Below are 15,169 nucleotides of genomic sequence, written 5' to 3'. Positions count from 1 at the left end.
CGCTCCGTTGGGCGGCCTGGGATCACACATGATCGCGCAGGAAAACCGTCAGCACATCCTTAAACGCGACGCCGCCGCACTCCGCGACGAGCCAGCCGACCGCGCCCCGGTGATAGGTGCCGTGGAAAAGCATATGGTTCAGCATATCAAGCGCTTTCATCTCGCCGTGGCTACCGTCGGTAAACCGAAAGCGAATGGTCTCATCGAAATCCGCCTCGCTCATCGCGCTCACGTGGGCGATATACCCGTCCACATAGTCGCGCATTGTCGTTTCCAGCGTTTCAACATCCGGCGTTTCCGGGGTATTGAGCGCCGTATAGCCGTGCGCCTGTCCCGTCAGGTTGGCCTGAAAAATGCGGTCGACCACATAAATATGGTTCATCAGCCGCTGCATCAGGCGACGCTTCTCCGGGTGCGCCGTGGCGTCAACGGCTTTGACGGACGCCAGCGTTCCGGCATCGGCCCAACGCTTATATTTCAGCAACGTAACCAGCGTATCCCTGTTCATTCTGTTTTCCTGTTGAGTATTTACTTATGCCACTAAATTAACACAGCGCTGCGCTGACCGTGGCTGCCAATATTAAGGGTTCAGGCAAATCTGTGTGTGCATTCCGGTATACTCGCTGCGGCGTTAACACTTGATAAAAAGGCCCTGTCATGCGTACACGTCCCGCCTCACGGCTGCTGATTATGAGCCCCGATCACCGGTTATTGCTGTTTCACTTTACCCACCGCGACGACGCGCTTGCCGGGCGCACCTACTGGGCGACGCCGGGCGGCGGCGTCGAAGACGGAGAGTCCTTCCAGGAGGCGGCGATACGTGAATTACGGGAAGAAACCGGTATTGTGCGCACATCCTCCGGCCCGGAAGTGGCGCAGCGCACCTTTACGATGCTGTTGCCGAATGGCGAAACGGTACTGGCCGACGAGCGCTTTTTTATCATTCACGTTGACCATGAAGAGACCGACTTTTCAGGCTGGACCGCCAGCGAAAAGCGCGTCATTCACGATAACCGCTGGTGGTCGGCAGAAGCCCTCACTAACACGACCGACACCATCTACCCGCGGGAACTGCTGCTTGAGGTAATGGCGGCGCACTGAAGGCAGTTACCTACAAATTTCCACGGGTTTACAGCCAGGCTCAGGCTGTTAGTGTAACTTCTGACCTGAGGGAAATGCCATGAACCTGCCGCTGCAACTCGAAGATACGCTCTTTACCGCCATGAAAAACTCTGACGTGGCGGCCCTTACGGCGTTAATCGCCGACGATCTGCTCTTTATCAATCACGCCGGACAGCGCGTCACCAAAGCGCAGGATATCGGCCTGCATAGCAGCGGTGCCATTACTATCCAGGCGATCGAGCGTGAATCCTTTGAATCCCGGCAAGATGAGCACTGTATTATTATCGATACCTGCGTGGTCATCACCGGCACTTACGCCGGTGAGCCGCTGAATGGTCGGTTTCACCACTTTCGCACCTGGGTTAAACGCCACGGTGACTGGCAGGTTCTCGGTTTAAAAACCACGCTACTCTGACGCGCATTTGCCCGGCGCGCGGGCTTGTGCCGTCCATGGAAAAGTCAAAAGCGTTTTATCAGCGCCGGGCATGCGAGAATTCTGCCGAAAGTCATTTCACATGAGTCAATGCTTTTGGTGGGTGGCAATAAAAAGCCCGCCGTTACGCGGGCTGGAAATGGCTATATCACAGAAACCATTGCGGCTTAACGCCAAAGCGAGCGGAAAGTGCCTTAATGTGCGAGATCGTCAGGGAGCGCTGACCGGAAAGGATCTGGCTGACCAGCGATTTAGAGCCAATTTCTTCCTTCAGATCGGCGTAGGACAGCTTATGCTGGTCAATCAGCGTGCGCAGCAGCGCGACGCCCACCGGCATTTCTGCAACTTCTTTGTTGAACTCTGCAAAGCGTTCGCTGTTGTCTTCGTAATCGGCAATTTTGGCTGCCAGTAAGTCGATCAGCGGGTTTTCGTCGTCGTGGTCAATCAGGTAATCCACCAGCGCCAGCGCGTCACGGTAGTCCTTCTCAGAAGAGCTTCCCCCCAGCAGAGGGACAGCCGCTACCAGTTGTTTTGTTGCTTCAATAGCTTTAGTGGTGTCGGCGATCATTCTTTGTTCTCCCGATAGTAGCGAGTCAGCTTATCGTATTCGGCGTGGGTAGCGATATGCTTCACGTAGAAGCGTTTATTCACGAAATTGATGTAGGCGATAACCCTCAGGTTGTTGCCACCCACATCTAACACCCACCATTTGTTACGGTACTTAAAATTGTCCAGACTTGGCACGGCGGCGCGAAGTTCATCAGGCGATTTAAAATCTGTTTCGCATACCAGGCGAAACAGCGCCTTTATGGCTGTGGCGTCGTTTGGAAAGAGCCGTGCCGCTTGTTCAAATGGCTCTTTGGAAATGACGTGCATTGAGAGATTCCCTTCTTTCGTTCACATTATGTAAACACTATAACGCACTATAACCTTGTCGACAACACAGCTTATGGTGCGGCTGAGGAGGTCGCTGATAGTAATGCTCCTTTAAGGGCATATTCATCGCGATAGTCGCCCAGCCCGCCTCCTGCCCCCCACTGGCGAACCGACAACCAGCACAAGCTGCTCAGAAGACGACTTCTGTGTAACGGATACCTTCTGATTGACCACATAAAACACGCGATGTCATGCAAGCGGCTGACGCTGCGCGTGTGCTTAATGTTCTCTTAACCTGGCGAGAGCACAATGGCGGATATTTTCTGCCTGACTGTCTATTTAAAGTCATGTTTAACGCATTTTCACAGCAATTTTATACAGGTGCAGCACTATGCAGTTCAAAAACGTCATCGGAAACCTGACAGGCTGGCAACCCTGTGACGCGGCCCATTACGCGCGGATATACCATCAGTTCGGCGGTTCGATTTGCTGTCATCCTGATGTGCTGCATTTTTTAAGTCGTGAGCAAAATCTGACGCTGCGTTATTTCGCGCTCAGAGACGGTAATGAAGATACAGGCGCCTGCTTTTCCGTCAATGGAAAGTGCAGCCTGCAGCACCGGCATTTTCCTGTTGTCTTTGATGATGTGTTATTTCCCCTGCGCGCCAATAAACGCGGCTATCTGCCGGTCACCAATAAACGCCTTTCACCCCACCATAAAGGCGCGTTTGTGAATGCGCTTTTCTCCGGGCGACTTAAGCATAAGGTTGCGTATATCAAAGAGAACATCTCGAAAACGTCGGAGAAAAAGCGCCGCAAGGAGTTTGAGAAATTCTGCGCCATGGGTGGTGTGGTGCGTGACGCGAGCCATTTTTCCTCAGAAGAGTTAGCCGCGATATATATCGAGCTTTTCACCCTGCGCTGGCAGGGAAAAATTTACTGCTTTAAATATGAAGATCTGGTGCGCACCTTTGATGCGCTGCGGCACCTGATTTTTGGCAGCATACTGTTTCTGCATGACAGGCCCTGCGCGTTCGATATTATTTTTATGTGCAACAACCCTGAGTGGATCTATTTCGATGATATCAATGGCGGCTACGATCCGCAGTACACCACCCTCAATCTGGGCAGCATTTTGTTATGGCTGAATACAAGTAACGCCCGCGCGTTGTGCGCCAGAGAAAATAAGACGATGCGTTTTTCGCTCGGGATCTATAAAGCGTTCTGGAGCTATAAAAAACAGTGGTGCGATATTATCCCGCTCGGCAGAACTTTTTTCTGACAGGGGCGTGAATGCAGGAAAACTGGCGCTGACCAGTTTTCCTCACTGCTGGTCACATTTCCGGATTGAGATAACAGACGCGCAAACGGTGACCGTCCGGATCCATCACCGCGAAGGTGTAACCGAAATCAAGCTCGACCGGGCTCTGGATCACCGTCGCGTGACGCTCCATGCACCACAGCGTATAAAAATGTTCGACCTCGTCCCGCGCCTGCACCTTAAAGACGATTTCACCCGATGGCACTAGCGCACGCTGATTCACGACCGGCTCAACCGTATAGCATGACCACAGCCCCAGTTTAAAACCGTTCTCCAGCACGAATAACGCGAACCCAGGCTGTTTCTCAACCGGCTCGCAGCCGAGCAGCGTGGAATAAAACTCAGCGCTCTTAAGGACGTTCTCAACATAGAGAATAGACATATCGGCAGTGATCATTTGGCTCTCCTTGTGTAGTGAGCCATGACAGTAACAGCGAGGTGTGACAGTTTTTGTCAGTAGTTTTTCGCCTGCGCGATACCTTCCGCGCTTTTCCACTCTTTCAGCAACTTATAACGCGATTGCGGACACAACTGCTCGCTAATGGCCACCTGTTGCATCCGGTCGATACGAAAATGGCGGAACGCCTGGCGCAGCTCGCACCAGCACGCCAGTACCCTGACCGCGTCAAAAAAACCCAGCGCAATCGGCCACACGAGACGCGATGACGCCGTGCCGTCTTTATCGGTATAGACCAGCTCAAGCTTTCTGCGCTGATGGATTGCGCTGCGAATATCCGTCAGAAACCGAAGGCTACCTTCATTGCCGGTCGGTGCCACCATCAGCGACGGGGAATTTATCTGCTGCGCGAGATTCTCCGGAAGAATGGCGTGAATTTTCGCCACCGCGTTACGGGCCGCGGCTTCCAGTTGCGGGTCGGTATGGCGCATCACCCAGTGCAGGCCGAGTATCAGCGCGTCAACTTCATGCGCATCAAACATCAGCGGCGGCAGGTGGTAATCGGATTGCAGGACATAACCAATCCCCGCGCTGCCTTCGATATCCACACCCTGCATTTTCAGTGTCTCGATATCGCGATAAATACTGCGCACGCTGATATCAAGCCGTTCCGCGAGCGTCATCGCCGTCACCGGGTAACGGTAGGATCGCAAAAGCTGGAGCAGTTCTAAAAGCCGTTGTGTCCGGGTCATGTCGGGTCTCAGTGCTGTATGCGTCCTAAGCGGCGTGTTGTGGGATCAGCCTACGACAAGTAAAGCCCTGTCCGTCGCCCGTCTCACAGAAACTTATCCAGATTCAGTGTGCGAAAAGCCTCGTCCACATCGCTGTACGCGGCGTCCGTCACGTAACTGCCGGACGGCTGCCAGAAAAAGGCCGCGACGCCCGGATCGGCGGTATTACTGGCTATCCGGTAGCGCGTGAACTTCACTTTCGTGGCATCGGTTAAATCAGTACTTTCTGAAGACTCCGCCATTTTCACCGCCCGGACCAGATAGAAAATATGATTAACCTGATACGGTTCATAGCCGCTGATTTTCGTGGTTGAGGCGGAAAGCCGAAAATCGTTCCACGTAAAGCCATCGTCATCCGGCACCGGAACAATCAGCCAGGCGTGGTCTTTCTGAATATAAACCGTCAGCGTGCTGCTGGGGTGAGAGGTATTATTGTCATAGGTGGCGCTGAAAATCAGATCGTTCGCGCCATCCTGATTGATATCCAGCGTGTTCGGGCCATCTTTCAGCGCCACGGGAACAGCCTGGCTGGTACTGACATAGCCCGCCATGAGCAGAGAGGCGATAAACAGCGCGCTCAGTTTCATCTCAATGGATCCTTTTGAAATAAGTATTGTCGGCAGAAAAATCGCCTTTCGCCAGCGCCAGTCGCCTGACGAAATATAGCATGATGGAAGTTCGCTTTCTGATCCACATATCGATTGAGGATATTCTTCAGAAGCGTGCAGTTTTAGCGGGGAACAGCCACGAGGAAAGGGATGAAGAAATGCTGACGAGGTTATCGGTACAGGATATGTGTGAAAAAAACCCGCCGGCAGCGGGTTTTTTAACGGCATCAGAAACGGTACTGAAGACCTGCGGTAATTGTATAGTTTTTGTTTTGCAGGCCGGCGGCATCGCCATTATCCGAAAAAGACGTTCCGGTCGCGTTATTAATCATCTGCGTACCGCTTTTCCCTTCCTCATAGCGGTTATAGCTGAACTCAGCGAAAAGTTTCGTATTCGGGAGCACATAATAACCGGCATCAACGGCGAGGCCATAGTAACGGGAGTCGTTAGCTTTTTCACGGAACGTCAGATCGCGCATATAATGCTCGTCGTTATCCTTCGCGGTCACCCAGTCGCTGAATTTAAACTGCGCGTTCACTTCAAAGTCCTGATAACGATACTGACCGGTCAGGCCAATATACGGCATGCTGTATTTCTGCTGGTAACCGATACCGCGGGCACCGTTCGGGAAGCTGCCAACATCATTGCCATTCGCATAGTTAAAGGAGCCGCCATAGGCGGTCCAGCTGAAACGGGTTTGTTGATAACCGGCCATAACGCCGACTTTATAATCATCCCCTTTCAGTACCCAGCCTTTCAGGTTTAAATCATATTCATTGGCATAATTCAGATCGGTATCAGGATGGCGTGAACGATCGGTCCAGTGAGACTGATCTTCTTTTTGCCAGTCATAATCTTCCATATGCCCGTTACCAGAACTCAGGGTTGTCCAGCCGCGCGCATTCAGGGTCAGGAAAGGCCATGCATCCCAGGAAACATCGCCTTTAAGGATGAGATTATTTTTAATTTTCCAGTTCAGCTGACTGATTTTACGACCTGTACTGGAGTCATATACAAATTCTTTCGACTCCCCTGCCAGCATCCCCAGTGATGTGGAGACAGCCACGCTTTGCGCAGAAAAATCTGGCATCAGTGTTACAGAAGAAGCGGCATTCGCCGAGCCGGAAGCAGCTATCATCGCCACGACAATAAGTTTCTTATTCATATATTATTCCATTAAATTTTTACGCACATTAAAAATGCGCGTAAAGAATATCCCTGTAGATATAGGTATTCAACCGACGCTGCAGATGACTCTGAAATATGGCAGGCTCGGCAAAAAATCTCTCAAGTTTTTAGAATAGCTGACGATAGTAGTAGGTTTACAATATTTCTGCCGGTAAAGAATTTGCTTATGGCACTTACCCGCTACCGCTACGCTTCGGGCGTTTCACTTTATTTTATGGCTTTATTATTCGCGGGCTAATAAAATCGCGTGATGTTATATTGCGCCAGCGCCGATCGCCTGGCGCAATATAGGCTAATAACGGTTTAATGACGCCGTCGCTCGCCGTTTTTCAGCCAGCAACGCTATCATGGCGACGACCAGCGGCACCAGCGAGCACCACAGCACGGCGTTCCAGCCCACCAGCGTTAGCAGGGCACCAGAAGAAAACGAGCCCACGATCATCACGCCAAATACCACAAAATCATTCAGCGATTGCACACGGTTTTTCTCCTCCGGGCGGTGATAGTCAAGGATTTGGGCCGACGCGCCGGTAAAACCGAAATTCCAGCCGATACCGAGTAAAATCAGCAGCAGCCAGTAGTGCCCGACCGCCGTTCCGGCAAGGCCCGCCACCACAGAAAGCGCAGAGATCGCAAGCCCCAGTGCGGCGATGCGCGTGGCACCAAAACGGGTAATCAGCTTGCCGGTAAAGAAACCCGGCGCGTACATGGCAATGACATGCCACTGAATGCCCAGGTTCGCATCCTGGAGTGAAAGGCCATGCATATGCATCGACAGCGGCGTGGCCGTCATCAGAAAATTCATCACCATATACGCCACCGCGCCGCTGAATACGGTGCGGCTGAAGCCCGGCTGGCGCACGATGTCACGAAGCGGTCGTCCGCGTACCTGATGTTCAGGCGCGACCGGATCGGGCGCTTTTACGCCCCAGAGCACCACCGCGGACACCGCCGCCACCAGCGCCTGGGCAAGGTATGTGGCGGCAAAGGTATAGGGCGGCCAGAGATCCATCGTACCGTTGACCAGCATCGGGCCGACAATGCCTGCCGCCACGCCGCCGCCCATCACCAGCGACAGCGCCCTCGCCCGCCGTTCGCGCGCCACGCCATCGGTGGCCGCGAAGCGAAATGACACCGCGACGGCGGCATACGCGCCACTCATAAACCCGGCGATGCAAAAGAGCCAGAAGGAGCCGGTCACCACGGCAAAGGCAGCGGTCAACCCGGTCAGCACGCCCGTACTGGTACCTGCCATAAACGCCGCGCGGCGGCCATAACGGCGGGCAAGCGCGCCAAAAGGCAGGATCAATGCCGCCATCCCGACGACGAAAATCGTCAGCGGCAGCGTCGCCAGCGCCTTATCGGGTGCCATCACGTCACCGACAATCGCCCCGGTCGCGTAAAACACCACCGAATTTGCGCCCGCGAGCGCCTGGGCCGTCGCCAGCCGAAAAATATTTCTGTTCTGCTGCCCGACAGGCAGGGTGACTTCCGCACGCATTACTACTCCTTTCGTCGTGGTCGCGAGGCGACACACATGATGACAGGGAACCGGTAGCGGCCAGTCCCTGTTTCGCCCGATATATCTTTACACTTTAACCATAAACTATTTTTTGAAGGCCGTTCAGACACTTAACACGAGCCGCCGAAAAATCTTCAGAAAAGCAGACCGGCGGATTATTCGACTGGTCAACTCTCCTTAGGCGTTATCTTTTTCCTTATGACCAGACGGTGAGTCGTTCTGTATCCGCATCTGCGCTATAACAGAGGCGGCGCAATTTTGAGGAAATACGTATGTTTGCAGAGACGGCGCGTCTGCGGCTGCGGCCGGTCACAGAGGGCGATGTGGACGATTTATTCCGGATTTACGGCTCTCCGGCGACCAACACCTTTAACCCGGCGGGGCCGTACCCCAACCGCGCGCACGCGGAAAGTGTGATGGATCGCTGGCTGACGCACTGGCAGGCTTATGGTTTTGGGAACTGGCGCATCGCGTTAACCACTGCGCCCGATGAGACCATCGGTTTTGGCGGGTTGAGCCTGCGCCGCTATGCGGACGTGGAAATGAATAATCTCGGCTACCGTTTTGCAACGCAGGCGTGGGGACAGGGTCTGGCGACAGAGTTCGCCCGCTTCGCCGTTCGCTATGGGTTTGAAGATCTGGCGCTTGAGGCAGTCTCTGCGGTAGTGCGCAGCAATCATCTGGCATCTCGCAAAGTGCTGACGCACGCAGGATTGCGCTACGTGCGTGAGATCCATGATGTCGATAACGCGCCGCCGAGCCTGCTGTACACTCTGGCTCACGACGAGTGGCGCGCGTTGTAAGCCTTCACCCGGCGTCGTCGACCGGGTTTTCCGTGCCGTTAAGGACATTCTCAAGATACGTCGTCTGTCCGTGGCGGCGCAGGTAAGCCGTGACCTCACGCGCCCAGCCTTCGCCGTTGCCGAGCGTGGCGCGGCTGTGCGTTTCGGCGTAAAGATAACGCCGGTCCCACAGATTAATTAACGTCTGATTAATGCCATCAATATTGCAGCCCGGATTGTTCGCCTGCTGTAACGCCAGCGCCCGCTGCACCCGCTCGCGCTGCGCCTCGTCCGCCGGGAACTCCCGCTCGGCGTATTCGCTCAGCACCAGGAATGAAGGCGGGATGCCCTCTTCCATCGCGGCGTGCAGGCGATAATGGCCGTCCAGCACGATATAAGACGCCAGCCCGGCGACATACCAGACCAGCACCGGCGGCAGCGCGCCCTCGCGGCATTTTTTACGCCACCACTTAAGACGCCCGGCGTGCGGATCAACCGGATAACGGCCCATCAGCAGATGGCCGCCCCACCACCAGTCCACCAGCCGGACGTGCTCCGGGTCAGTGAGCGAGCGAAAATCTTCGCCATAAAGCGCCCAGTCCACACTCCAGTCGCCTGCGCTGGGGGGCGTTTTGAAATACCACTGGTCGATGTCGGGCGTGGTGTTGCGCAGGTATGACGACTGGCGTTTCGCGGGCAGCATCGGGCGCAACAGCCAGTCGCGCGGCGCCAGCAGCGGCGCGGGAGAATCCATCAGCTGACGCGCGAAATAGCGGCACCACTCGCCCGTCCACGCGCCGTCACCCTTGCGTTTGATGGCTTCAATGTCCTCAGAGCGCACCGGCGGCAGCAAATTTTGCTGATCGGGATGCTCACGGTTGGTGACGAGCCAGACGCCGGAATAATCTTTCAGCATCGAAGCCCAGAAAAGCGTTTCGCCGCGCAGCTGCAACGCCATGCGTCCGTGATGTCCGCTCCGCATCTCCAGCGCCAGGCCTGGGGGCGTTTCGCCCTTTACCGTCAGCGCAAGCCCCAGCCAGGCGTCATTACGATCGTGTAAATCTTTCCACCAGTAATGTGTCATTTGAGCTTCCTGCATGTGTACTAAGAGACAGTGTACGGCACAGGGCAGCGAGGGCAAAACCGTTGTGAAAGGAAAAACAGAGAGGAGAACCCGCGGCGCGTGCCGCGGGTAAGAAGGAAGAACTCAGAATACCGGTGCGCGTTTTTTCAGCGCTGCGCGATGCGGGAAGACCCACAGGCAGACCAGAATCATTCCTACCAGTGTGGCAGATGCGCCGTAACGGCTGAGCTCAAGACCGCCTTTGGCGATGGGTTTATCGAGGAAATCGCCCACCACCGCGCCGAGTGGACGGGTGAGGATAAATGCAGCCCAGAACAGCACGGTGCGCGAAATCGAGGTAAAGCGGCTCGCGAGCCAGATAACCGCCAGTGCGCCCACGAACAGCAGGATGCCGCCGTCATAACCGAAGCCTTCACTGTCTGCTGTCCAGTCGCCGAGCGCCGTGCCAAGCGTCTGGGAGAACATAATCGTCACCCAGTAGAAGCTTTCGGTACGCACGCTGTTAACCGAATCCACGGCAATAGTGCCGCATGTCACGCGCCAGACCAGCAGCGAAAGCACCAGCAGACTACTCAACAACACCGTACCGCCGAGATAACCGATACCTAATGAGCGGTCGGCGAAATCTGCAAGCGTGGTGCCGACCGTCGTGGTGGCGACCACCGTGAACCAGTAGATCCACCTATTAAAGCTGTGATGGCGGATCTGCACGACCACCGCTGCGAGGAAGATCGCCGCGAAGATGAGCGTGCCGGTGAGATAACCGAGATCCATGGACATCGTGACCGCATCGCCGCCGGTTTCACCCAGCGTGGTCGCGGCGATTTTCGTCAGCCAGAACGCGGCGGTGACGGCAGGAACTTTGCTGAGCGCAGAGGTAGTGTTTTGCATAGAGTGTGCTCCGGTACGGCCCGACAGGGGCAGGATCCAGAGTGAAGTTATAGGATTAATCTTAAGGAAGACTTAAGAGCGGCGAAAGTTTTCGGCGTTTATGACAGGTGTCGCAAATGGGTCGCGATGCCCCACTGAATGACGTCGCAGCGGTCCGCCGTAAACGTTAACCGCGCATAGCTGGCGTTAGGCTGCGCATAGCGCGGGAAGTTATCGATATTGCCGTCTTTGAGGAGCGCCAGCGCGCCCTGAAGGATATGCCCGTGCGTCACGACGCAGCAGGTTGCGTGTGAGGTTGCGGCGAGATCATTCTGGATGAAAGACAGAAGACGCTGCGCGGCATACGCGAGCGATTCACCGCCGGGCGGCGTAAATAACGCATCAGTTGAAAACAGCGCTTCTGCGCTGAGAGGCTCATCTCGCTGCAACTGCACCCGCGACAGGCCTTCGTAATCACCAAACGCCTGCTCACGTAATAGAGGCTCAACAGAGAGTGGGCAGCGAAAATGGCTCGCGATGGCGTCACCCATATGGCGCGCGCGGCCCGCGGGAGATGTGTACACCGCGTCAACAGAGGGGAATTCGTGCGCCAGAGCAGTCAGGAGCGCTGTGGTTTCCTGCAAGCCACGCGCCGTCAGCGCGCTGTCATGATGCCCCTGAATGAGCCCGCCACGGTTCCATTCTGTTTCGGCATGACGGATAAGGAGAAGATTCATAACGTCATTCCCTGCAAAAAAGCGGTTCCGGTCACAGACCGCCATGCTAAAACGGTAAAGGCCCCCTGTTTCCGTTATGGAAAAGACAGAAGACTCGCGGAAAATTATGGGGGTAACCACTCGCCACGCTCTTTTATCTCTAACTCGCTGTTTTTGCACAATTAAGAATCAGAGTTTCACGCTGAAATCGCCAGTTCATTCACGGTATTTCAGGATCCAATGTGGCTAATTAGCTTTGTATCCACTGTAGAGAGTATGCAGGCGTTAAATATCCACTAAGGAGAGTAACATCCACTATAGAGAGGAAAATCCACTGTAGCGAGCATAAGAGTAAAACCTTCACATCCCGTACTCACTACAGTGGATATTCAGATCTGGCCTTTACGGATTTTTTCCAGCAGCGCCAGCTCTTCTTTGGTCAGCATCACCATTTCGCCCTGCTCTTCCGGTACAGCGCTGTTTTCTACCGGCAACTCGTCACCGGCAGGCAGCGCGCCTGGCAGGCTTTGTGGGCGAAGTTTTGGCCTTCTGTAGTGGATATGAAAGTAGACTACCCGCCCGCGCTTGATCTCGGTGTAATCGAGATAGCCAATCTCCTTGAGCTGCTCCATCGCCTTACGCACGGTGGAGTTCTGCGTGATGGTGCGGGAGGTGAGATTCAGGCGCGCGCGCAGACGTGCAAGCGAGACCGGCGCCGGGTTAGGCGGCAGGCTCTCAATAAACGTATACAGCGCCTGAGCGGATTCCTTACGCGAAAGCTCATTTATGGCCCGCAGCTGCAGCAGAACTTTTTTATCGAACTGGTACAGCTCGAAGATTTTCGGATCGGCCTGCAGCGTCACTTCATCCTTTTTGGCGCTGTACTTGGCGGACTGCACCAAGTGCGTGACGTAATACTCCCCTTCTTTATTGCTGAAGGAGATGGTATTAGTGGCGATACGGGTCAGCGAGGCATCAAGACGTTTACGCAGCTTTGCCGACGAACGCGCCGAAGGAATACCGCACAGCTTCACGAACTCCACAAACGGCAGCGTCACGCTGTCGCCAAGCACGTTGTATTTGGCGAAAGCATGGATGATCCCGACCCAGGTTTTGAAGTCGTTATCCATGTCCAGGCGGGCACCGGTGATTTTGATATTCTCGTAGCCTTCAGATTTAACGAGCGAGAGCTGTTTCAGCTCTTCTGTCACATCCATCGAGGACATCTGCCCTTTACGGCCACGGGCGGTGGATTTCAGCGTCGGGACAAACAGGCCAAGGCGCATCAGCGCGACCGGCTGTACCGTGTTGTTACGGTTCGGCATCAGCGTGACCACTTCGCCGGTTTTACGATCCAGTTCACTGAAGGCATCGTTGATATTGATGTTCTCTTCATCAGCCACGTGCGGGGTCTCCTGTCCTGAATGCCGGTGCTTACTCACCATAGTGGTTATTATCTTCGCCAGTGAGAGTATCACTCACCATAGTGGATATGTCACATGCTTATCCGCGCTGTTTACTCTCCACAGTGGATGTTTGCTCACTACAGTGGTTATTTACTCTCCGTAGTGGTTGTTTTAGTTGATGGCGTGACACGATCCAGTCATTCACTCGCTATAGTGGATAGCCCGAACGCATACAGGAACCTGTCAGTCTGTTACAGTCACCCGCAGCCAGACATAAAAGACGTACTGACGCTGTGAATAAACATGTTGATGCGCAGGAGTAACTTGACAAGAAGAAGGTGAAACCCTTTTTAATACAGTTAGTTATAAAGAGAGGGCCGTCATGGAAAAGTCCTGCGTTTTACTCGCTACAGTGGATGCCAGGCACTCTCTTCAGCCGTTACTCTCCTCGCTACAGTGGTTATCCGGCTCGCTTCAGTGGATGTTCTGCTCGCTATAGTGGTTAGAAACTGCCGCAACCTTCTGATCGTATTAAGAAATTCAGAAAAGGGATCTTTAAGGATCATATAAGGGATCTTATCTGGATCGAAAACTTAGATCTGGCCTGTGGATAAAATCAGGTCATATGCATCCCACGCCCCATTTAATCTCCGCTCTTTTGCGCTTCCTCAAACGAACGGCTGACGCCCGTTCGTTTTTGCGGTGAGCGCTGCTGATTCTGGCACTAACCTCTTATGACGTCAGCGATTTGAACACGCGCACACAAGTACAACATTTATGTTTACCACCTGACTTTTATGCTGTATTTTCGTTTAAATTAATAAATCCTGCATACAGTGAGTGTTGTGATGGATAATGAGCAGCAGTTAACGAAAGTTGCCGAACGTTCAGAAAGAATGCTTCTCGGGCTGACCGAGCAGATCCAGCATCAGAAAGATGAGCTTCAGGAAAACACCTTCTATCAGGTCTACGCCAAAGCGGCACTGGCCAAACTTCCGCGACTGACCCGCGCCAGTGTTGATTATGCCGTCAGTGAAATGGAAGCGAACGGATACGTCTTTGATAAACGCGCGGCGGGCTCTTCCACTAAGTATGCGATGTCCGTTCAGAATATTATCGATCTCTACCATCACCGTGGCGTGCCTAAATACCGCGACCGCCATGATGAAGCGTTCACCATTTTTGTTGGTAACCTGAAAGGCGGCGTCTCCAAAACGGTTTCTACGGTTTCCCTTGCTCATGCGCTGCGTGTGCATCCTCACCTGCTGTTTGAAGATCTGCGCATTCTGGTGATTGATCTCGATCCGCAGTCTTCCGCGACCATGTTCCTTAATCACACCCGCGCCGTGGGTACGGTCGATACCACCAGCGCGCAGGCCATGCTGCAGAACGTGTCGCGCGAAGAGCTGCTGGAAGAATTCATTGTGCCGTCGATTGTGCCGGGCGTGGACGTGATGCCGGCTTCGATTGAAGACGCCTTTATCGCCTCGCGCTGGGAAGAGCTCTGTGCGGAGCATCTGCCGGGCACCAGTATTTATGGTGTCCTGCGCCAGAACATCATCGATAAGATTGCCAGAGACTACGATTTTATTTTTGTCGACAGTGGCCCGCATCTGGACGCGTTCCTGATGAACGCGATTGCGGCCTCGGACGTTCTTTTCACGCCGGTGCCGCCTGCGCAGGTAGATTTTCACTCGACGCTCAAATACCTGACGCGTCTGCCGGAGCTCATCGCGCTGATCGAAGAGTCCGGCTGTCGGGTGAGACTGCAGAAAAACATCGGCTTTATGTCGAAGCTGCTCAACAAGGCCGACCACAAGCTCTGCCACAGCCTCGCCAAAGAGATTTTCGGCGGCGATATGCTGGATGTCGCCCTGCCCCGCCTGGACGGCTTTGAGCGCTGCGGAGAGTCATTTGATACGGTGATTTCCGCAAACCCCGCCACTTACATCGGCAGCAGCGAGGCGCTGAAAAATGCGCGTGCCGCGGCTGAAGATTTCGCCAAAGCGGTTTTTGATCGCATTGAATTTATTCGTATGAGCTGAGAATACT

General features: G+C 54.2%; 17 protein-coding genes. 5 read left to right on the top strand and 12 right to left on the bottom strand.

The genetic code is table 11. The features are described from left to right. Window positions 1-22 precede the first annotated feature (22 nt). Window positions 23-508 (bottom strand): DinB family protein, encoded by a 486-nt coding sequence (locus G9X48_RS04150; protein WP_097641100.1) that lies wholly within the window; start codon window positions 506-508, stop codon window positions 23-25. Between the two features lie 149 nt (window positions 509-657). On the opposite strand from G9X48_RS04150, the gene G9X48_RS04145 reads away from it, so the two are divergent. Further along, window positions 658-1,101: an NUDIX domain-containing protein gene (locus G9X48_RS04145; RefSeq protein ID WP_097641099.1), complete on the top strand. Its 444-nt coding sequence runs from the start codon at window positions 658-660 to the stop codon at window positions 1,099-1,101. A gap of 79 nt (window positions 1,102-1,180) precedes the next feature. After that, window positions 1,181-1,537, top strand: a complete 357-nt coding sequence (locus G9X48_RS04140) for a nuclear transport factor 2 family protein (RefSeq protein ID WP_007854402.1) — start codon at window positions 1,181-1,183, stop codon at window positions 1,535-1,537. Window positions 1,538-1,703: 166 nt separating this feature from the next. Here the strand turns inward: G9X48_RS04140 and G9X48_RS04135 are convergent, their stop codons facing one another. Together G9X48_RS04135 and G9X48_RS04130 are read right to left on the bottom strand one after the other, a co-directional pair. Beyond that, window positions 1,704-2,123 carry a helix-turn-helix domain-containing protein gene (locus G9X48_RS04135; RefSeq protein ID WP_007705727.1) on the bottom strand — a complete coding sequence of 140 codons (420 nt, stop codon included), beginning with the start codon at window positions 2,121-2,123 and terminating at the stop codon, window positions 1,704-1,706. Then, window positions 2,120-2,431 carry a type II toxin-antitoxin system HigB family toxin gene (locus G9X48_RS04130; protein WP_007705726.1) on the bottom strand — a complete coding sequence of 104 codons (312 nt, stop codon included), beginning with the start codon at window positions 2,429-2,431 and terminating at the stop codon, window positions 2,120-2,122. Before G9X48_RS04130 ends, G9X48_RS04135 begins: the two co-directional genes overlap by 4 nt. Window positions 2,432-2,822: 391 nt before the next feature. On the opposite strand from G9X48_RS04130, the gene G9X48_RS04125 reads away from it, so the two are divergent. Then, window positions 2,823-3,713, top strand: coding sequence for a transcriptional regulator (locus tag G9X48_RS04125; RefSeq protein ID WP_054623924.1), 891 nt, complete (start codon window positions 2,823-2,825; stop codon window positions 3,711-3,713). Window positions 3,714-3,765: 52 nt separating this feature from the next. Here the strand turns inward: G9X48_RS04125 and G9X48_RS04120 are convergent, their stop codons facing one another. The 5 genes from G9X48_RS04120 to G9X48_RS04100 all read right to left on the bottom strand — a co-directional run bounded on the left by G9X48_RS04120 (window position 3,766) and on the right by G9X48_RS04100 (window position 8,238). Further along, a complete protein-coding gene (locus tag G9X48_RS04120; RefSeq protein WP_097648218.1) occupies window positions 3,766-4,149 on the bottom strand; it encodes a VOC family protein in 384 nt (127 codons plus the stop codon). Between the two features lie 56 nt (window positions 4,150-4,205). Next, a complete protein-coding gene (locus G9X48_RS04115; RefSeq protein WP_097641097.1) occupies window positions 4,206-4,901 on the bottom strand; it encodes a YafY family protein in 696 nt (231 codons plus the stop codon). 83 nt (window positions 4,902-4,984) lie between these two features. Further along, window positions 4,985-5,527 (bottom strand): CpmJ protein, encoded by a 543-nt coding sequence (locus G9X48_RS04110; RefSeq protein WP_097641096.1) that lies wholly within the window; start codon window positions 5,525-5,527, stop codon window positions 4,985-4,987. Window positions 5,528-5,775: 248 nt separating this feature from the next. Continuing rightward, window positions 5,776-6,714, bottom strand: a complete 939-nt coding sequence (gene cpa / locus G9X48_RS04105) for an omptin family outer membrane protease Cpa (RefSeq protein ID WP_032989735.1) — start codon at window positions 6,712-6,714, stop codon at window positions 5,776-5,778. 315 nt (window positions 6,715-7,029) lie between these two features. Then, a complete protein-coding gene (locus G9X48_RS04100; RefSeq protein WP_097641095.1) occupies window positions 7,030-8,238 on the bottom strand; it encodes an MFS transporter in 1,209 nt (402 codons plus the stop codon). 293 nt (window positions 8,239-8,531) lie between these two features. Between G9X48_RS04100 and G9X48_RS04095 the strand changes: the two genes are divergently transcribed. Next, the gene (locus tag G9X48_RS04095; protein WP_097641094.1) at window positions 8,532-9,062 is read left to right on the top strand and encodes a GNAT family N-acetyltransferase; all 531 of its coding nucleotides are present in this window, start codon (window positions 8,532-8,534) and stop codon (window positions 9,060-9,062) included. A 4-nt stretch (window positions 9,063-9,066) separates the two neighbouring features. On the opposite strand, the gene G9X48_RS04090 is transcribed toward G9X48_RS04095, so the two are convergent. The 4 genes from G9X48_RS04090 to G9X48_RS04075 all read right to left on the bottom strand — a co-directional run bounded on the left by G9X48_RS04090 (window position 9,067) and on the right by G9X48_RS04075 (window position 13,156). Further along, on the bottom strand, window positions 9,067-10,125 hold the full coding sequence (locus G9X48_RS04090) for a ParB/Srx family N-terminal domain-containing protein (protein ID WP_097585150.1): 1,059 nt from the start codon (window positions 10,123-10,125) through the stop codon (window positions 9,067-9,069). Between the two features lie 123 nt (window positions 10,126-10,248). After that, window positions 10,249-11,016: a hypothetical protein gene (locus tag G9X48_RS04085; RefSeq protein WP_097641093.1), complete on the bottom strand. Its 768-nt coding sequence runs from the start codon at window positions 11,014-11,016 to the stop codon at window positions 10,249-10,251. Between the two features lie 98 nt (window positions 11,017-11,114). Beyond that, on the bottom strand, window positions 11,115-11,732 hold the full coding sequence (locus G9X48_RS04080; protein ID WP_041460762.1) for a histidine phosphatase family protein: 618 nt from the start codon (window positions 11,730-11,732) through the stop codon (window positions 11,115-11,117). A 368-nt stretch (window positions 11,733-12,100) separates the two neighbouring features. Further along, a complete protein-coding gene (locus G9X48_RS04075) occupies window positions 12,101-13,156 on the bottom strand; it encodes a RepB family plasmid replication initiator protein (protein WP_063265885.1) in 1,056 nt (351 codons plus the stop codon). Between the two features lie 806 nt (window positions 13,157-13,962). On the opposite strand from G9X48_RS04075, the gene G9X48_RS04070 reads away from it, so the two are divergent. Beyond that, window positions 13,963-15,162 carry an AAA family ATPase gene (locus G9X48_RS04070; protein ID WP_032803578.1) on the top strand — a complete coding sequence of 400 codons (1,200 nt, stop codon included), beginning with the start codon at window positions 13,963-13,965 and terminating at the stop codon, window positions 15,160-15,162. Window positions 15,163-15,169: the final 7 nt, after the last annotated feature.

This window comes from Cronobacter sp. HA18006, assembly GCF_011605445.1.
In the GTDB taxonomy this organism is placed as follows: domain Bacteria; phylum Pseudomonadota; class Gammaproteobacteria; order Enterobacterales; family Enterobacteriaceae; genus Cronobacter; species Cronobacter sakazakii.
The sequence above is the reverse complement of the archived record's forward strand: the minus strand, read 5'-3'. Positions and strand labels throughout refer to the sequence as shown.

Bases quoted from the DNA above. Each gene is read 5' to 3' on its own strand.
- G9X48_RS04150 (WP_097641100.1), bottom strand. From the start codon at position 508: ATGAACAGGGATACGCTGGTTACGTTGCTGAAATATAAGCGTTGGGCC.
- G9X48_RS04145 (WP_097641099.1), top strand. From the start codon at position 658: ATGCGTACACGTCCCGCCTCACGGCTGCTGATTATGAGCCCCGATCAC.
- G9X48_RS04140 (WP_007854402.1), top strand. From the start codon at position 1,181: ATGAACCTGCCGCTGCAACTCGAAGATACGCTCTTTACCGCCATGAAA.
- G9X48_RS04135 (WP_007705727.1), bottom strand. From the start codon at position 2,123: ATGATCGCCGACACCACTAAAGCTATTGAAGCAACAAAACAACTGGTA.
- G9X48_RS04130 (WP_007705726.1), bottom strand. From the start codon at position 2,431: ATGCACGTCATTTCCAAAGAGCCATTTGAACAAGCGGCACGGCTCTTT.
- G9X48_RS04125 (WP_054623924.1), top strand. From the start codon at position 2,823: ATGCAGTTCAAAAACGTCATCGGAAACCTGACAGGCTGGCAACCCTGT.
- G9X48_RS04120 (WP_097648218.1), bottom strand. From the start codon at position 4,149: ATGATCACTGCCGATATGTCTATTCTCTATGTTGAGAACGTCCTTAAG.
- G9X48_RS04115 (WP_097641097.1), bottom strand. From the start codon at position 4,901: ATGACCCGGACACAACGGCTTTTAGAACTGCTCCAGCTTTTGCGATCC.
- G9X48_RS04110 (WP_097641096.1), bottom strand. From the start codon at position 5,527: ATGAAACTGAGCGCGCTGTTTATCGCCTCTCTGCTCATGGCGGGCTAT.
- cpa (WP_032989735.1), bottom strand. From the start codon at position 6,714: ATGAATAAGAAACTTATTGTCGTGGCGATGATAGCTGCTTCCGGCTCG.
- G9X48_RS04100 (WP_097641095.1), bottom strand. From the start codon at position 8,238: ATGCGTGCGGAAGTCACCCTGCCTGTCGGGCAGCAGAACAGAAATATT.
- G9X48_RS04095 (WP_097641094.1), top strand. From the start codon at position 8,532: ATGTTTGCAGAGACGGCGCGTCTGCGGCTGCGGCCGGTCACAGAGGGC.
- G9X48_RS04090 (WP_097585150.1), bottom strand. From the start codon at position 10,125: ATGACACATTACTGGTGGAAAGATTTACACGATCGTAATGACGCCTGG.
- G9X48_RS04085 (WP_097641093.1), bottom strand. From the start codon at position 11,016: ATGCAAAACACTACCTCTGCGCTCAGCAAAGTTCCTGCCGTCACCGCC.
- G9X48_RS04080 (WP_041460762.1), bottom strand. From the start codon at position 11,732: ATGAATCTTCTCCTTATCCGTCATGCCGAAACAGAATGGAACCGTGGC.
- G9X48_RS04075 (WP_063265885.1), bottom strand. From the start codon at position 13,156: ATGGTGAGTAAGCACCGGCATTCAGGACAGGAGACCCCGCACGTGGCT.